The sequence below is a fragment of the Stutzerimonas balearica DSM 6083 genome (genome assembly GCF_000818015.1).
Taxonomy (GTDB): Bacteria; Pseudomonadota; Gammaproteobacteria; order Pseudomonadales; family Pseudomonadaceae; genus Stutzerimonas; species Stutzerimonas balearica.
This window is the reverse complement of sequence record NZ_CP007511.1, coordinates 2,116,506-2,133,900: the sequence shown is the minus strand read 5'-3', so window position 1 is coordinate 2,133,900 and position 17,395 is coordinate 2,116,506. Positions and strand designations below refer to the sequence as shown.

At 65.9% G+C, this 17,395-nt stretch carries 12 protein-coding genes and 2 pseudogenes; 6 read left to right on the top strand and 8 right to left on the bottom strand.

The window, feature by feature from the left end; all coding sequences use genetic code 11:
• Positions 1 to 116: 116 nt before the first annotated feature.
• Both nosP and nahK read left to right on the top strand, forming a co-directional pair.
• Positions 117 to 1,280: a nitric oxide-sensing protein NosP gene (gene nosP / locus CL52_RS09685; RefSeq protein WP_041105495.1), complete on the top strand. Its 1,164-nt coding sequence runs from the start codon at positions 117 to 119 to the stop codon at positions 1,278 to 1,280.
• Positions 1,270 to 3,855, top strand: a complete 2,586-nt coding sequence (gene nahK / locus CL52_RS09680) for a hybrid sensor histidine kinase/response regulator NahK/ErcS' (protein ID WP_425288332.1) — start codon at positions 1,270 to 1,272, stop codon at positions 3,853 to 3,855. The genes nosP and nahK overlap by 11 nt, the downstream gene beginning before the upstream one ends.
• Positions 3,856 to 3,934: 79 nt before the next feature.
• Here nahK and CL52_RS09675 read toward each other — a convergent pair.
• From CL52_RS09675 to CL52_RS09640, 8 genes and pseudogenes are all read right to left on the bottom strand, one after another.
• Positions 3,935 to 4,596, bottom strand: a pseudogene (locus CL52_RS09675) (response regulator).
• Positions 4,597 to 4,629: 33 nt separating this feature from the next.
• A complete protein-coding gene (locus tag CL52_RS09670; protein ID WP_043220199.1) occupies positions 4,630 to 5,202 on the bottom strand; it encodes a PQQ-dependent catabolism-associated CXXCW motif protein in 573 nt (190 codons plus the stop codon).
• Between the two features lie 96 nt (positions 5,203 to 5,298).
• Complete coding sequence (locus CL52_RS09665) at positions 5,299 to 6,090, bottom strand: ABC transporter permease (protein ID WP_041105491.1); 792 nt, start codon at positions 6,088 to 6,090, stop codon at positions 5,299 to 5,301.
• On the bottom strand, positions 6,087 to 6,899 hold the full coding sequence (locus CL52_RS09660; protein WP_074519849.1) for an ABC transporter ATP-binding protein: 813 nt from the start codon (positions 6,897 to 6,899) through the stop codon (positions 6,087 to 6,089). Before CL52_RS09660 ends, CL52_RS09665 begins: the two co-directional genes overlap by 4 nt.
• Positions 6,896 to 7,870 (bottom strand): YVTN family beta-propeller repeat protein, encoded by a 975-nt coding sequence (locus tag CL52_RS09655; protein WP_041105838.1) that lies wholly within the window; start codon positions 7,868 to 7,870, stop codon positions 6,896 to 6,898. Before CL52_RS09655 ends, CL52_RS09660 begins: the two co-directional genes overlap by 4 nt.
• A 31-nt stretch (positions 7,871 to 7,901) precedes the next feature.
• Positions 7,902 to 8,411, bottom strand: a complete 510-nt coding sequence (locus CL52_RS09650; protein WP_052264538.1) for a tetratricopeptide repeat protein — start codon at positions 8,409 to 8,411, stop codon at positions 7,902 to 7,904.
• Positions 8,408 to 9,568: an ABC transporter substrate-binding protein gene (locus CL52_RS09645; protein ID WP_235366417.1), complete on the bottom strand. Its 1,161-nt coding sequence runs from the start codon at positions 9,566 to 9,568 to the stop codon at positions 8,408 to 8,410. The genes CL52_RS09650 and CL52_RS09645 overlap by 4 nt, the downstream gene beginning before the upstream one ends.
• Positions 9,569 to 9,742: 174 nt before the next feature.
• A pseudogene (locus CL52_RS09640) lies at positions 9,743 to 11,910 on the bottom strand (methyl-accepting chemotaxis protein).
• A gap of 404 nt (positions 11,911 to 12,314) precedes the next feature.
• On the opposite strand from CL52_RS09640, the gene CL52_RS09635 reads away from it, so the two are divergent.
• The 4 genes from CL52_RS09635 to CL52_RS09620 all read left to right on the top strand — a co-directional run bounded on the left by CL52_RS09635 (position 12,315) and on the right by CL52_RS09620 (position 17,380).
• Complete coding sequence (locus CL52_RS09635; protein WP_041105489.1) at positions 12,315 to 12,752, top strand: cupredoxin domain-containing protein; 438 nt, start codon at positions 12,315 to 12,317, stop codon at positions 12,750 to 12,752.
• 10 nt (positions 12,753 to 12,762) lie between these two features.
• Positions 12,763 to 14,025, top strand: coding sequence for a sensor histidine kinase (locus tag CL52_RS09630; RefSeq protein ID WP_043220194.1), 1,263 nt, complete (start codon positions 12,763 to 12,765; stop codon positions 14,023 to 14,025).
• Positions 14,022 to 14,681, top strand: coding sequence for a response regulator transcription factor (locus tag CL52_RS09625; protein ID WP_041105487.1), 660 nt, complete (start codon positions 14,022 to 14,024; stop codon positions 14,679 to 14,681). Before CL52_RS09630 ends, CL52_RS09625 begins: the two co-directional genes overlap by 4 nt.
• 398 nt (positions 14,682 to 15,079) lie before the next feature.
• Positions 15,080 to 17,380 (top strand): TonB-dependent receptor, encoded by a 2,301-nt coding sequence (locus CL52_RS09620; protein WP_043220190.1) that lies wholly within the window; start codon positions 15,080 to 15,082, stop codon positions 17,378 to 17,380.
• The last annotated feature ends 15 nt before the right edge of the window (positions 17,381 to 17,395 follow it).

Below are 17,395 nucleotides of genomic sequence, written 5' to 3'. Positions count from 1 at the left end.
GAGGCAAAGCGTCGCGCTGCTACCTACGCAGGCCTGTACCGGTACTCAAGTAGCATTTGCGCCTTGCAAACCCTGCCCAAGAATGTGGACATTCAGAGCTGTGCGGGAGTGCGGAAGTGGCAGAACAGCAGAACGAGGTGGTCCGTACTGCCATGTCCGAGTCGCGCTCGGCCGAAACCGTGGCGCAGGATCTGGCGCGTCAGCTCATGCATCCGCACCTGGGCTTCGTGCTGTTCTTCTGTTCAGCCGAATACGACCTCGAGGCGCTGGGCGATGCGCTGGAACAGTATTTCGGCGGCGTGCGCCTGGTCGGTTGCACCTCGGCCGGTGAAATCACTGCACAGGGCTACAGCCGCAGCTGTGTCTCGGCCATCGGCTTCGACCACCGCAACTTCTCGATCGCCTGCGAGCTGATCGACGAAATGGACCGCTTTGGCCTGGTTGATGCGCAGCAACTGGTCGAGCGCCTGGGCGCCGACTGCCGGAGCAATTCGCTCGCGCCGATCAAGGACCACAGTTTCGCGCTGACCCTGCTCGACGGCCTGTCCAGCCGCGAAGAGGTCGTGCTCGCCGCACTCAGCGCCGCGTTCGGCAGCATCCCGCACTTTGGCGGCTCAGCCGGCGACGACAACCATCTGACCCGCACCCACGTCTATTACAACGGCCGCTTCCATGCCGGAGCCGCCATTGTCGTGCTGGTCAATACCTGGCTCGATTTCGAGGTGTTCACCACCCACCACATCCTGCCGCGCAGCGAAAAGCTCGTCGTGACCGAGGCTGACAGCCAGGCGCGCCGGGTATACGAACTCAACGCGGAGCCGGCCGCCAAGGAATATGCACGCCTGATCGGCGTTCCGGTGGAACAGCTGGATCACCGCCTGTTCGCCGCGCACCCACTGGCCGTGCGCATCAACGAGCATTACTACGTGCGCGCGATCCAGAAGGTCAACGACGACCTCAGCCTGACGTTCTACTGTGCGGTGGAAAACGGCATCGTGCTCACTGCCATGGAGCCCGGCCCGCTATTGCCGAACCTGACCGCACTGTTCGAGCGCCTGGAGCAGCGCCTGGGCGCGCCGCTGTTGACCATCGGCTGCGACTGCTTCCTGCGTCGCCTGGAGGTCGAGGAGCGCGGGCTTGGCGAAGCGGCCTCGGAGCTTCTGCGCCGGCAGCAGGTGATTGGCTTCAACACCTACGGCGAGCAGTACAACGGCATGCACATCAACCAGACCTTCACCGGCGTCGCCATTGGCCGCCCAGGAGGACGATGTGTCCGTTGATCCGCTGGCCCGGTTGGCCGAGCTCGAACGCGAAAACCAGAAACTGCGTCGCATCAACGCCGCCCTGATCGAGCGCGTCGAGAGCAGCGGCCCGGGGCGCGATGCGTCCTATGCAGCCTTCCAGCATTCGGTGGAGCTGGCCGAGCAGGTCCGCGAGCGCACCGATGCGCTGAACCAGGCCATGGCCGAGCTCAAGGCCAGCAACCGTCTGCTCAGCGACGCGCGCCTGCGCGCCGAGACGGCGCATCAGCATCTTATCGACGCCATCGAGAGCATTTCCGACGCCTTCGTGCTGTTCGACCGCGATCAGCGCATCGTGCTGTTCAATCGCCGCTTCAAGTCGCTGTGGAGCCGTACCCGCGCGCGCATCAATGCCGGAACGCGCCTGGCCGAAGTGCGCCGGCTGGCCGAAAGCACCGGGCTGATCGTCGAAGAACACCGCGGCAAGGGTGACGAGCCGACCGTGTACCGCCTCAACAACGGACGCTGGGTGCAGGTCAGCGAGCGGCCGACCCAGGAAGGCGGCCTGGTGGTGCTCTATACCGACATCACCGAGGTCAAGGTCAGTGAAACCATGCGCCGCGAGCAGGCGCTGGCGCAGAAGTCGCGCCTGCTGCAGCGAGCCGTCGACAGCCTGTCGCAGGGCGTGGCGATGGTCAGCGCCGAGGGTGCACTGGAGCTGTGGAACCACCGTTTCCTCGAGCTTTGCGGCCTGGCGCCGATCGAAGCGCATCGACCGTTCGACGAGGTCATGGTCGACAGCGAACTGAGCCTGCTGACGCCCAACACGCTCGACAGCGCCGGGCAGCCGGTGAGGGTGCTGGAGCAGCGTCTGTTCGATGGGCGCGTGCTGGAAATTCGTACCCACGAGCTGCCCACCGGCGGTTTCGTCAATACCTTCACCGACATCACCGAGCGCTATCGGCATGCCGAAGCCCTGCGCCAGAGCGAGCGCTGGATTCGTCTGATCACCGACCACGTACCTGCACTGATCGCCTATGTGTCTTCGGACCTGACCTACGAATTCACCAACAAGGTTTATGAGGCGTGGTATCGCTGGCCGAGCGACGGCATGCTCGGCCAGAGCCTGCGTGAGGTGCACAGTGGCGAACACTGGCGGCAGCTTGAGCCCTATATCGACCGGGCGCTGTCCGGTGAAAGCGTCAGCTTCGAGATGGCAGAGCGCAACCACAACGGCCAGCAGCGCTACATGCTGCGCTCCTACGTGCCCAATCGCCTGGCCAACGGCGAGGTGGCGGGCATCTTCGTGCTGATCCAGGACATCACCGATCGCCGGCGCACTGCCGAGGCGCTGCACCAGGCCTACCAGAACCTCGAACAGCGGGTGCGCGAGCGCACTGCCGAGCTGACCAGCCTGAATGACCAGCTGCTGCGCGAGATCGACGAGCGCAGCAGCGTCGAGGCACGCCTGCGCGAGGCCAAGCGCGAGGCCGAGCTGGCCAACCTGTCGAAAACCAAGTTTCTTGCCGCGGTCAGCCATGACCTGCTGCAGCCGCTCAACGCCGCGCGGCTGTTTACCAGCGCGTTGCTGGAACAGCCGACACCACAGGCCAACGGCGGGCTGGTGCGCAACATCAGCAACTCACTGGAAGACGTCGAGAACCTGCTCGGCACCCTGGTGGATATCTCCAAGCTCGACGCCGGGGTGATCAAGCCGGACATCGCGCCGTTCGCCGTCAGCGAACTGCTCGAGAACCTTGCCATGGAGTTCCGCCAGATCGCCGGCGCCGAGCGCCTGGTGCTGGACTTCATTCCGTGCTCAGCGCTGGTGCGTAGCGACATCCAGCTCCTGGCGCGGATTCTGCGCAACCTGCTGACCAATGCCATCCGCTATACGCCGGAGGGCAGGGTGCTGCTGGGCTGCCGGCGGCGTCGCCAGAGCCTGTCGATCGAAGTCTGGGACACGGGCGTCGGCATCGCGAGCGACAAGCTCGAGGAGATCTTCCAGGAATTCAAGCGCGGCGAGGGCGTGCGGCCCAATCAGGACCGAGGCCTGGGACTCGGGCTGGCGATCGTCGACAAGATCGCGCGCATGCTCGGGCATCGCATCCAGGTCAGTTCGCAGCCGGGGCGTGGTTCGAAGTTCTCGATCGAAGTACCACTGGCCAAACGCGCGCCCAAGGCTCGCCCGGAGCCGGGCACCGCGGAGCTCGCGCTCGAGCGCCTGCACGGCGCGCGGGTCTGGGTGCTGGACAACGACACGGCGATCTGTGCTGGCATGCGCACCCTGCTCGAAGGCTGGGGCTGCGTGGTGACCACGGCGCTCTCGGAGGAAGACCTGGCGCGCCAGGTCGATAACTTCCATGCCGAGGCCGACCTGATGATCGCCGACTACCACCTGGACAACGGGCACACCGGCATCGACGTCGTCACCACGGTGAACGACCGCCGTGCCAGCCCGTTACCGGCGTTGATGATCACCGCCAACTACAGCAACGACCTGAAACAGCAAGTGCGCGAACTCGGCTACATGCTGATGCACAAGCCGGTACGGCCGATGAAGTTGAAGACCGCGATGTGCCACCTGCTCGAGCACGGTCAGGCTCCCGCCTGATGCAACACGCCCTGGCGGCGGCATAAAAAAACCGCTGCCAGGGGCAGCGGTTGGGGAAATCTGGCGGCCGGCGGCTTGTTCAGCGGCGCAGGTAGCTGGAGAAGTCGATATCGCTGGCCGAGAGAATGGCCTGTACGCGGTTATGCACGTTCAGCTTGCGCAGGATGGCCGAGACATGGGCCTTGACCGTGGTCTCGGCGATGTCGAGGTTGTAGGCGATCTGCTTGTTCGATTCGCCCTTGGTCATGCTTCGAGCACCAGTAGCTGCTTGCGCGTGAGTGCTTGCAGCAGCTCCGGCGGAATCGACGGCTCGCTGTGATGGTGGCGAGTGGTGGGCTTCTGGCTGCGGATGATGTCCGAGGGCAGATAGACGTTGCCATTGAGGATCTGCTCGATGGCTTCGGTCATCTGTGCGCGCGGGGAGGACTTGGTGATGAAGCCCACGGCGCCGTAGGTGATGGCCTGGAGGACGATCTGCTTGTCCTGCTCGGCCGAGACGATCACCACCGGAATGGTAGGGGCCTCGTTGCGCAGGTTGATCAGCCCGTTGAGGCCGTGCATGCCCGGCATGTTCAGGTCCAGCAGTACCAGGTCGAGATCGTCGTGCTCCTGGGTCAGTGCCAGGGCGCTGTCCAGATCGGCGGTTTCGAGAATTTCGCTGTCGGGAAAGCCATCGCGGATGACGTTGTGGATCGCCTCACGAAACAGCGGGTGATCATCGGCTATGAGAATCTTGTACAAGGCTGGGCACCTCTTGTTGTGATTATGGTGAGCTTATCGGGCGGCGCTGGCAGTCGCCTCCAGCGGCACGGGCCGCGCCGGTTGCAGTGGCAGGCCTGCCTGCTCCCAGGCGTCCACGCCATCCCGATACCAGTAGATGTCCGTGTAACCCAGCCGGTGTGCGCGCATCGACGCATTCCAGCTCAGCCAGCAGTCGGATCGACAGTAGAAAACCAGCGCCCGGTCTTTATCGCCGCCGGTGGCCTGCTGCAGATTGCGTGTGAAGTAGCTTGCCCATTCCGGCGCCAGATTGCCATCACCGGTGTTCGGCAACCAGATGCTGCCCGGCAGGTTGGCATGCGGCTCGCTGTCGATAAACTGGCCGGCCAGCCACTGGCGACGGTAAACGTCGACGAGTACGGGCCTGGGTTCCTGCTCGAGCAGCGCCTTGAGCTGCTCGGTCGACAGGGTACGCGCGCCTTCGGCCGTATCGGGCGTGGGGCTGCGGTACTGGTCCTGCCGATAGCCTTCGGCGGAGAACTGCGCAGCATCCGCAGCTCCGGTGCCGGCAGCCGCAGCGAACAGGGGAAGCGCCATCAGCAGGCCGGTGAGCATCCGCATTCTCATGGTTCTGGTCCCATCCTTTCGTTGAGCGATTACAGAACAATGGGCGCCCCGTGCAAATCCTACGTTGGACAGCCGAAGCGGTACGAAAGTAGTAATTCAGGCAGCGCGACGCAGCGCCGCGTGCTGCGGGTTGAAGCTCAGCACCGCCAGCAGGCTGAACAACAGGGTCAGCCCCAGGCAGACAGCCAGCGCCAGTGCGTTGAATTGCTCGTAGAGCGCGAAACGCACCAGTTCGACGGCGTGACTGAAAGGATTCACGGCGCAGATCCAGTACAGCCATTCGCTGGCTTCGCGCATCTTCCACAGCGGATAGAGCGCGGAGGAGAGGAAGAACATCGGAAAGATCACGAAATTCATCACCCCGGCGAAGTTTTCCAGCTGCCGGATACCGTTGGACAGCAGCAGGCCCAGCGCGCTGAGCAACAGCGCCACCAGCAGCAGCGCCGGCAGTGCGACGAGCAGGCCGGACGCCGGTGGCTGCACGCCATAGAGCCAGGCGATGGCAAAGAACGCATAGACCTGCAGCAGCGAGATCAAGGCCGTGGCCAGCAGCTTGCTCGCCAGCAGAAAAGCACGGGGCAGGGGGCTGGTCAGCAGCACGCGCATGCTGCCCATCTCGCGGTCGTAGACCATCGATAGCGAACCCTGCATGCCGTTGAACAGCAGGATCATGCAGGCCAGGCCGGGGACGATATAGGTCTCGTAGGTGATATAGGTGTCGTACGGCTCGATGATGGCGATGCCCAGCGCCGCACGGAAACCGGCGGCAAACACCAGCAGCCAGAGCAGCGGGCGTACCAGAGCGCTGAGAAAGCGCGAACGCTGTTGAACGAAACGCAGCCATTCGCGGGCCACGATGCCGCGCAGACATTCCCAATAGGCATTCATGAGCGCACCTGCGAAGCAGTGGCGTCACGCGACGCCGTATCCCTGGGCACGCCCGCCATGCCGACCGGCCGCGCACGGCTTGTGGAGGCGACGCCTTCGCCGGTCAACCGCGAGAAGCTGGCGGCCAGATCCTCCTCATCGTCGACCAGGCTGGCAGCCGGGCCCTGCGCCACCAGCCGGCCCTGCTTAAGAACCAGCAGGTGATCGTCGGCCAACACCTCGTCGAGCAGGTGAGTGGTCCACAGCACGCTCATGCCATCGTCGCGGCAGAGTTGGCGAACATGATCGTTGAGCCCCTGGCGGCTGGCCGGGTCCAGCCCGGCGCTGGCTTCGTCGAGCAGCAGCACGCTGGGCTCATGAAGCAGGGCGCGGGCGATTTCCACCCGCCGGCGATGGCCACCGTTGAGCTCGCGCACCTTGCTGCGGCGGCGCTCGGTGAGGGTCTGCCGCTCGAGCTCCATGTCGATGCGCAAGCGCGCCCTGGCGCTGGACAAGCCATGCAGGGCGGCGTGGTAGCGCAGGTTCTGTTCCACGGTCAGGTCCAGGTCCAGCGTGCTCTGCTGGAACACCACACCCATGCGTTGCAGGGCCTGGCGCGGCTGGCTCTTGAGGCTGTAGCCCTCGACGCGAATTTCGCCCTGTTGCAGGTCGTACAAGCGGGTGAGCAGGGCGATGAGCGTGGACTTTCCCGCCCCGTTGGGCCCGAGCAGGGCGGTGAAGCGGCCGCGCTCGGTCACGAAGCCGACGTTATCCAGCGCGCGGCGGGCCCCGTAGTTGAACCCGATGCCCTCGACTTCCAGCGCGTTCATGGCTTGACCACCACGCCCCACGGATACCGGCCGACCTTGATCGACTTGGTCACCTTCAGCGAAGGCACGTCGATCACCGAAACGTCGCCGCTGACGCCGTTGGTGGTCAGCAGCATGCGCTCGTCCGGGGTGAAAGCCATGTGCCAGACGCGGCGCCCGACCAGCAGGTAGTCGAGCACTTCGAAGGTCTTCGCGTCGACGACCGCGACATGGTTGGCCGGCCCCAGCGCGACGAAGGCGTACTTGCCGTCGGAGGTCAGCTTGACCCCGACCGGTTGCACCTTGTCCGGGTGCACGCCCTTGATCTGGAAGTGGAGCGTCTTGAGGATCTGCCGGCTGTCGACATCGACCACGCTGACGGTGCCGCCGATCTCGGCCGAGGCCCAGAGCTGCTTGCTGTCGCGGGTGAACTCGACGTGCCGTGGCCGCTGGTCGACCAGGGTGTTGTCGACCAGCTGGTTGGTGGCGGTATCGATCCAGTGCAGCATGTTGGTGGTTTCGCTGGTGTTGACCGCCCACTTGCCGTCCGGGCTGACCGCCATGCCCTCCGGTTCGACGCCGACGTCGATCTGCGCGAGCACCTCTTCCTTGTCGACATCCACCACGGTGACCAGCGCATCGTCCTCGTTGGAGATGTACAGCCATTTGTTGTTCGGGTGCAGGGCGAACTGCTCCGGGTCCGCCCCCGAAGGCAGTTGCTTGATGATCTGCCGGGTCGCCAGGTCCAGGACCTGGACGGTGTCGGAATCGCTCGCGCAGACGTAGAGCAGCTTGTTGTCGTGCGACAGCGTCAGCCCGCGCGGGCGCATGCCGACGTCGATGGTCTCGATCGTCTCCATGCGATCGAGATCGATCACGCTGATGTTGTCGTCCTTTTCGTTGGACACATAGGCCGTGGCGGCATGCGCCGATCCGATCAGGGCACAGCCCAGGGCGCAGAGAACGGCAGCGGCGAGCGGGTGGCGAGGCATGTGGTGGTCCTTGTTGTTGTTTGTCTGGTCGTTAGGGTCTGGCGGCGGCACCGGCATCGCCGGCACGCGATCCCTGGTCAAGCTCGGCGAGGTACTGCTGGGCTTCTTCCTGGCCACCTTCGGCGGCACGGCGAAGCCAATGGCGCGCCTGTGCCAGATCAGGCGCGACGCCACGCCCCTCGGCGAGCGCGACGCCCCAGTGATAGCGCGCCAGGCTGACGTAGCTCGCGTCGTCCGGCTGGGCCGCCGCCTGTTTGAGCAGCTCGGCGGACTTGCCAAGGTCGACCGGCACGCCGCTGCCGCTTTCGTACATCTGCGCCAGCGAAATCAGTGAATAGACGTCGTTCCAGCGTGCCACGCAGTCTTCGAAGATCGCCCGGGCCGCATCGAAGTTGCCGGTCTTGGCGGTGACGTAGCCATACAGGCACTTGATGCGCTTGGGGCTGTCCAGGTAGGCCTCGTAGCCGAGCTCGTCCGCTACGGCGCTGCCTTGGAACGCGAACAGGCCCGCCAGCGCGGCAAGCTGGGCAGGGCCTCTCACAAGCCCACCTCGCTCAGCCGACAGCGGCTTTCCGGCGCGTCCAGGCCCAGGGTATCCAGCTCGCTGGTCGGGTGCAGAAAGCCCTCCTGCGGGGAGGTGGAAACCAGCGCGCGCGGGTGCACCAGCGGGATGGGTTGGCGCAGCTGGCCGTCCCAGGGGCGAAAGCTCAGCTTGCGCCCCTTGAAGCCGTCGAGCGGCAGCTGATCGGTAAGCGATAGCGCGCGCAGCTCTGTCACGTCGGTGGTTCTGAGACGGGTGACCGCAGCCGCAAGGCTGCGCACCGCGATCCAGGCGGCAAAGTCGCGGTCGTTCATCCAGCGCCCCGCATGCGCCTCGAAGCGATTCTGCAGCTGTGCCGCGCCATAGGTCTCGACGGTCTTGTGCCAGCCGGTCGGCGTCAGGCCCTGGGTACCGGCCACCGGCCGCGGATACCAGGTCTGGTAGGGCACGTACTCGCCGAAGTCGCCACGTTCGTCGGCCACCAGCACCACGTCGTACTCGGCGGTCTGGGTGAACAACGGCATTTCCGCCTGCGCCGTGCGGCGCTGATCGTTATCGAACGTCCAGGGCTTCTCGGCGACGATGCGATGGCCGAAACGCTTGGCCGCACGCTTGAGCGCCGCGGCGTACGCCTGATCCTCTGGCGTGCTGCCGACGATCAGCAGCCAGCGGTTCCAGCGCCGTGCGGCGAGAAACTGGCCGAGCGCGTCGGCCAGCATGTTGCGGCTGGGCAAGGTGTGCAGCACGTTCGGCAGGCAGGCCTGACGCAGTGCATCGTCGGCGCTGCCGGCATTCATCAGCAGCGCGTCGGGAAAGGCCTCGGCGAGCTGGCGCAATTCCTGCGCCGGCGCGTTGACCACCATCAGGCGCAAGCCGGCCTCGTACAGGCGGCGGGCGCCGGCGAGCAGCGCCTGGGGGTCTTCTGCATTGACCGCCTCCAGGCTGTAACTGTGCTTGAGAAAGCGCCCTGTGGTGTTGCTGTCGGTGATCGCCAGCTCGGCGCCGCGCAGACCGGCGTCCGCAGGTTCGGGGATGACGTTGGAAAGCAGCGGCCCGGGATCGGGCCGATAGCCCAGGTAGCCGATGCGCACCTCCAGCGGTGCGGGCGCCGGGGGAGGGGCGGCCTGCACGGAAGTCAGCACGCCGCCGAGCGCCATCAGTGAAAACAGGGTGCGGATCGCGAGCGGTCGCATGGGCAACTCCTCAGGGGTTGCGGCCAGCATAGGAACCGACTCGGGGTGGGGAAATATGCAGAAAGTACCAGTCGCTGTGTACCAAGGTCGTAGAAATGCAGCGCCGCGTGGCGGCCTCCGCAGAGGCCGCCCGTGGGCCTAGCCCAGGCGTTTGACGGTGAAGCGGCCGACCTGAACGATCATCTGCTGCGCCTGCTGGGTAAGTTCTTGCGCCGTCTGGCTGGTCTGCTCGGAATTGCTGCTGTTGTGATGCACGACCTCGTCGATCTGACCGATGGCGAGGCTGACCTGCTCGATGCCTGAGGCCTGCTGGCTGGATGCCGAGGCGATCTCGTCGACCAGTTGCGACACCTGCGCGGCGCCCTGGACGATCGCTTCGAGCGCTTGCGCGGTCTCGTCGGTCAGCTCCATGCCCTTGATGGTGCGCGCATTGGACTCCTCGATCAGACGCGTCGAGCGCTGTGCGGCCTCGGCACTGCGCCCGGCGAGCTGGCGAACCTCGTCGGCCACCACGGCGAAGCCGCGGCCGTGCTCGCCGGCACGGGCCGCTTCGATGGCCGCATTCAGCGCCAGCAGGTTGGTCTGCGTCGCGATCTCCTCGATCGCCCGGATGATGTTGGTGATGTCCTGGCCGGACTGGTTGATCTCCTGCATCGCGGCCTTGAGCGTCGCCATCAGCTCGTTGCCGCCGCGCGCGGCCTGTTCGGCGCTGCGCGACAGCCCGTTGGCCTCGCTGGCATAGCCGGAGGTCTGGCGGATCTGCGTCGCCATCTGGCTGATGGTGGCGCTGATTTCGGTCACCGCCGAGGCGGACTCGGTCGCCCCGCCGGCCAGCTCCTGGCTGAGGTGGGTCACCTGGCCAGCCTTGTCGTTGATCAGCTGCGAGCTGAGCTGCACCTGCGACACCAGCCCGTTGAGGTTCTCGACCATGCGCCGCAAGGCCAGGCCCAGTTGATCGCGCTCGGACGCCAGACGCACGTCGACCGCCAGGTCGCTCTGGGAAATCCGCTCGGCTACGGCTACCTGCTCCTGCAGGCTGTCGGCCATGCGATCGAGGCTGAGCGACAACTGGCCAACCTCGTCCGGCGAGCGATGGCCCAGCCGCTGGGACAGATCGCCCTGTTGAATGGCTCGTGCCAGGTTGGCCGCCTTGCGAATGGGCAGTGCCACCGAACGCGAGGAGAACCACAGCGCCACCACGGCAAGCAGGGAAATAAGGACGCCTACGCCGATTTGCTGCAGCACGCTGCGCTCGCTTTGTGCGCTCATCTCGCGCTCCAGCTCGGCGGCCTGGGCCAGCACGATGTCCTTGTCGATGCGCAGCATCATCGACCAGGGCTTGCCGGTACGCCCCAGCTCGATGGGCGCAAACACCGTTACCATGCCGTCGTCGTCGAGCCGCGCGAGCTCTTCACCGCCCTGGATGGAGCCCAGCAGCGCCTGCCAGTCCGGAAGAATCTTCTGGAAATGCTGGCCGATGAGTTCCGGCTTGCGGCTCTCGGCCACGATCAGCCCCTGGTCGCTGATGATCGCCACTTCGCCCTGGCCGTCGAACAGCTTGCCCGCGACTTCCTCGCTGATCTTCTGCACGAAATCAAGGTTGTAGTCGGTGCCCGCCACGCCGAGGAAGCGACCGTCGACCACGATCGGCACCGACAGGGTCGCCAGCCACACCTGTTTGCCCTGGACGATGTAGGGCAGGGGGGCGAGCACGCTCTCGCGCTGGGTTTCCTTCGGCCCGATGTACCAGCCGCCCTTGAGTACCCCGTTGGGGTGTTTGTCCAGGGTGTCGTACTCGACCAGTGGCTGGACCGCGATGGTGCCATCGGCCGCGCGCGTCCAGTACGGGTGAAACGCCCGGTCTGGAGGTTGTTGCCGTTCTGCCCGTCCTGGAACAGCAGGTCCTGGCCATCGATGGCGTCCGGCTCCCAACAGGCGTAGGTGCCGTTGAAGTTCGGGTAGCGCTTGAGCACGTTCAGCAGGACGGCATTGACCTCATCGCGGCCCATCTGCAGGCCGCCACTGGCGGCACCGTTCATCTTCGCGACAGCAAAGGTGGTTGCCATGCCGCGTGCGGCCTCCAGCGCCTCGGTGAACTCCGAGCGGATCTCGCCGGCGTACTTGCCGCCCAGATGCTGCAGGGTTTGCAGCGCATCGTCCTGAGCCTGCTGGCTGACGCGGCCGGAGACCAGCCGTTGCGTCGAGCTGGCAAGAAACACGCTGTAGCCGATGAGTATGCCCGCCGTCACCAGCAGGCACAGCCCGCCGATAAGCGCGATTCGGTGTTGTATGGATCGCAGGGGGATCATGCTTGGCACTCCTGAAAACACTAAGGGGAAACTCAAGGGCCTGCTGCAAGCGCTGGAGCAGGGCGGCCGGGGCCGACTGATGTCCAATTGGCATCACGAATACAGGGATATTGCGGCGGCAGAGCCGGGAAATGGATCGCTACCTTGGTGTCGCTACCTTGGTAGCGCTGCCGAGGGACTGGCCGCGCAAGACGGCCCGCTGCAAGCCTGGTGCGAGGGCCGATGCAGCCTTGCCAACCCGGGTTTTCGGGCGCTGCGAGGTTGCCGCGCGGCCCTTGCGTGCGGCTCGCAGGCGCCCGCCAATGCCGGTTGGCGTCGGCACCATCGCTACCAAGGTAGGAGGAAGACGCAGGCGCCGCGCCTTAGGATGGCGCGACCGATAACAATAACGAGGCTGTCCCATGCCCACTTGCAAAGCGCTGCTGCTCAACGCCCTGTTCATCGCCAGCCTGATCGGCTTCGATCAATGTCACGCCGCCGGCGACCTGACCCGTCGCACCCAGGCCCTGCCGGATCTCAAGTTCGGCTCCGAAGAAAGCGACTACGCGGTCTCGCAGAAGGAATACCAGCTGGAAACCGGCGTCGCCTACCAGCTCAAGGTGATCTCCGACGGTCAGAAGGAGTGCGCTTTCCAGGCCCCGGAATTCGCCCATTCGATCTTTCTGCGCAAGGTCGAGGCCGGCGGCGTCGAGATCAAGGCGATGACCCTTACCGAACTGGAATTCGAGGACGCCGGCGAAGCGGAGATCTTCTTCTTGCCGATCAAGCCCGGCAGCTACCCCTTCTATTGCAAGGGCCTGCAGAACAAGGGCATGGAAGGGCGTTTCGTAGTCAAGTGAGGGCGGCGCGATGAATGCCCTTGGTCGCACCTACCTGCTGGTGGCGCTGTTCTTCGCGGCGGTGACGCTCGTGTGCATGAGCGTCCTGTTGCGCCAGGCCGCGCACGACGTGCAACGCGAAATGGATGCCGCGCAACAGGTCGTCGACTACCTCGCGCTCAGCCTGCGCGGCCACCCGCAGGCCCTGGCCAGCGGCCTGCAGGACAGCCTCCGGCACATCCGGGTCGAGCGCATCGCGGCCGGGGCAGAGCCGGTAGCCACAGCCGAAGGGCAGCATCGCCGCTGGTTGAGCCAGTGGCTGTATCCCCAGGTGATGCCAGCGAAAACCGTGCAGTTCGACGATGGCCAGCAGATCCGCCTGACCGTCAACCCGGACGACGAGGTCGAGGAAGTCTGGGACTCGTTGTTGCAGTTGCTGGCGCTGTTCGGCCTGGCCCTGGCACTGAGCCTGCTTACCATTCGCTGGGCCGTCGGCCATGCACTGGGCGTGCTGGAAGACCTGCTCGGCGGGCTGCTGCGCATATCGCGCGGGCAGCTGGCCACACGCCTGGTGGCACGACGTCTGCCGGAGGCCCAGCGGCTGGCCGGGCAGTTCAACCAGATGGCCGGCGCGCTGGAAGCGGCCGAAGCCGACAACCTGCGGCTCAACCGTACCCTGATGGAGCTGCAGGAACGCGAACGCACACGCCTGGCGCAGGTGATGCACGACGATCTCGGGCAGTATGTCGCCGGCATCCGTGCGCGCGCCTGCCTGCTCCGTGTCCAGGCGGACCGCCCCGAAGCCGTGCGCGAGACCGCCGCGCACCTTGAGCAGCACAGCCTCGACCTGCAGAACGGCTTTCGCGGGCTGGTCCGCGACCTGTATCCGGTCATGCTCGAGCATCTCAGCCTGGAGCAGGCCATCGCCCAGCTTGCCGAGCAGTGGCAGGCCTCGCAGGGCATCGCATGCCGGTTTCGCCTGCGCGGCACGATGCCCTCGCTGGACATGGACGACAAGCTGCACCTCTACCGGCTCGCCCAGGAGGCGCTGACCAACGTCGCGCGGCATGCGCAGGCCAGCCAGGTCAGCCTGCAGCTACGTGGCGGCACTCGCGGCCTGAGCCTGCTGGTCGCCGACAACGGCCACGGCCAGCCGCCCGAAGGTACCGGCGTCGGCCTGCGCTCGATGCGCGAGCGCGCCCGCTGTCTCGGCGCCCGGCTGCGCTTGCGGCATTGCCCGGGGCGCGGCTGGACGCTCTATCTCAACCTGCCCTGCACAGGAGCGACAACATGAACATTCTGCTGGTCGACGATCACGCCGTGGTCCGTCAGGGCTACGCCAGCCTGCTGACCGCCTTGCTGCCTGAAGTGGTGGTAACCGAAGCCGCGAGCGGCGAGCAGGCCCTGCAGAGCGTGCAGGACGAGGTGCCCAGCCTGGTAATTCTTGACCTCGGGCTGCCGGGCATCAGCGGGCTGGAAACCTGCCGGCGCCTGCGCCAGCGCCTGCCGCTGCTGCCGGTGCTGATCTTCAGCATGCACGATGAGCAGGCTCTCGTTCGGCAGGCCCTCGACGCCGGCGCATCCGGCTACCTGACCAAGCGTTGCGCACCGGACGTGCTGGTCGAGGCGGTGCGCAAGGTGCTGGCCGGACAGCCGTTCATCGAACAGCCATTGGCCGTCGAGCTGGCCTGCCAGCGCGCGTCGAGTTCGGCCAACCAGGGGCGGCTGGCGGACATGACGCCGCGCGAGATGGAAGTGTTCATCATGCTCGCGCGCGGCATCAGCACCCGTGAGATCGCCCAGCGTCTGTGCATCAGCAGCAAGACCGTGTCCAACCACATGGCGTTGCTCAAGAACAAGCTCGAGGTCAGCTCCCAGGCCGAGCTGGTACACCTGGCCATCGACCAGGGCCTGCTGCGGGTCGGCGAACGCATGCTCTGCGAAGCCTGACCACCAGCCGCTTCAACTCCGTCGACGGGCAGGTGGCAGGTCACCTGCCGACCGCCGCGTCCCGTTACCGCCCCGCGCCCAGCAGCCTTCGGCCGCCTGGCGTGCCTCCGAACTTCACCCATCCCCGCCGGCCGGCAAACAGCGCCGCACGGCCGTGCCGCTGCTGCCTGGATGTGCCCGAAAGGCGGCGTAGACCTAATGCGCAGGTCGTACGACCAATCTCCGCGGCGCCGGGAAGTTTTCCCGCACGAACCGGGAAATCTTCCCTGTCGGCGCAGCCAGACTCCTTCTGATAATCGCCCTGGCAGGTTGCCAGCACGGCCTGCCCAAACCGACGTAGGGAGCCGCCCGCCGGCTCGTTCGGCCCGATCCGCCTGACAAGAACAAGGAACTACCCGATGCAGTCTCAGTTCAGTAGTCGCCGGCTGCCCCGGCGCACGCTGCTTTCCCTGGCCATCGCCGGCCTGTTGCCCGGCCTGGCTCACGCCGACGAGCCACTCGAACTGGAGGCTGCGGAGGTCGTCGCCACGACTCCGCTGCCGGGCATCGACCTGCCGAAGGACCAGGTGCCTGCCAATGTGCAGACACTCGATGAGCGGCAGCTCGATCGATTGGGAGGGCAATCGCTGGCCGAAAAGCTGCAGCGCGGCCTGCCGAGCGTGAATCTCAACGAAACCCAGGGCAATCCCTACCAGGCGGACCTCAACTACCGCGGCTTCTCCGCCTCGCCGCTGTTGGGCACGCCGCAGGGCATGTCGGTGTTTCTCGACGGCGTGCGGATCAACGAAGCCTTCGGTGACGTGGTGCACTGGGACCTGATACCCAATACCGCGCTCGCCAGCGCCACGCTCGTGCCCGGTTCGAACCCGCTTTACGGGCTCAACACCCTGGGCGGGGCGCTGGCCTTGCAAACCAAGCGCGGCGATACCCATCCGGGCGGCTCGGCCGAGGTGTACGGCGGCTCCTTCGGGCGCTACGGCGCGGCGGTCGAGCAGGGCGGCAGCCACGAGAATTTCTCTTGGTACCTGGCGGCCGAAGGCATGGACGAAGATGGCTGGCGTGACCATTCGCCCTCCGAAGTGCGGCAGCTGTTCGGCAAGTTCGCCTGGACCAGCGACAGCACCGACGTGGCGCTGACATTGGCGCATGCCGACAACGACCTGATCGGCAACGGCCTGCTGCCTGAAAGCCTGCATGATCGCGACGAAGACGCGATCTTTACCTATCCCGACCAGACCGAGAACAGGAGCCACCTGATGGCACTCTCGGCCAGCCACTGGCTGAGCGAGCGCGATCGGCTATCGGGCACCCTTTACCTGCGTCGCACCCGCACGCAGACGCTCAATGGCGACGGCAACGACGAATACGAGGATGAATACGAGGAGTGGGCCGACGACGGCTTCATCGGCGAAGGCCCGGAAAGCGGCGTGCTGAACCGCACCCGGACCACGCAGCGCGCCTACGGGCTGGCGCTGCAATGGACGCACTACGCCGGCGCCCACCAGTTTGCCTTCGGCCTGACGCACGACAACACACGCGCCAGCTTCCAGCAAAGCGAGCAGGGCGGCGAGCTGACCGACGAGCGCGGCATCCTTGCCAGCGAGGACGAAGAGCAGGTCAACAGCCTGCTGGGTCGCACCCGCACCTCGAGCCTCTATGCGACCGACACCTGGTCACTGACCGAGCGCCTGCAGCTGACCGGCTCGCTGCGCTACAACCGCACCCGCGTGGTCAACTCCGACCGCATGGGTGACAACCTCGACGGCGACTTCACCTACCACAAACTCAACCCGGCCCTGGGCTTTGCCTGGCAGCTGCAGCCGGCGCTGACGCTGTATGGCGGCTTTTCGCAGGGCAACCGTGCGCCGACGCCGATCGAACTCGGCTGCGCCGATCCCGAAAATCCCTGCAGCCTGCCCAACGCCATGGCCGCCGACCCCTTCCTCGAACAGGTCGTCACGCGCACGCTGGAGCTCGGCCTGCGCGGCGAGCTGGCCGGCGGCACGCACTGGAATCTCGGGGCTTTCCGCAGCATCAACCATGACGACCTGCTGTTCGTCGGCACCGGCGGCAGCCAGGGCTACTTCACCAACTTCGGCCGCACGCAGCGCCAGGGCATCGAGTTCGGCCTGGCCGGCACGCAGGGGCCGGTGGACTGGCGGGTCGACTACACCTGGCTGCATGCGACCTTCCGCTCTTCGGCCTGCATTCTTGCCGAGAACAACAGCACCGAAGGCGAGGGCGGCTGCCCGGACGACGAAATCCGCATCGCCAGCGGCGACTACCTGCCAGGGTTGCCCCGACACAACCTCAAGCTCGGCCTGGACTGGAACCTGAACGACCGGTTGCGGCTGGGCACCACCGTGCTGGCCTACTCGGATCAGTACGTGCGCGGCAACGAGAACAACCGTCACCGGCCCAACGACGAATTCGAAGGCAGCGGAAAGCTGGCGGGCTATGCGGTGGTCAATCTCACCGCCGATTACCGGTTCGCACCGGGCTGGACGCTGTTCGGTCGAGTCGACAACCTGTTCGACAAGCGCTACGCGACAGCCGGCGCGCTCGCGGAGAACCCCTTTGTCGGCGCCGGCAACGCCTTCGCCAGCGACCCGGACGAATGGCGCCATGAGCAGTTCATCGCCCCGGGGGCGCCGCGTGCCGGCTGGCTGGGCGTGCGCTATGCCTGGGACGCGCTGTAACGCGAGCGCACGGCC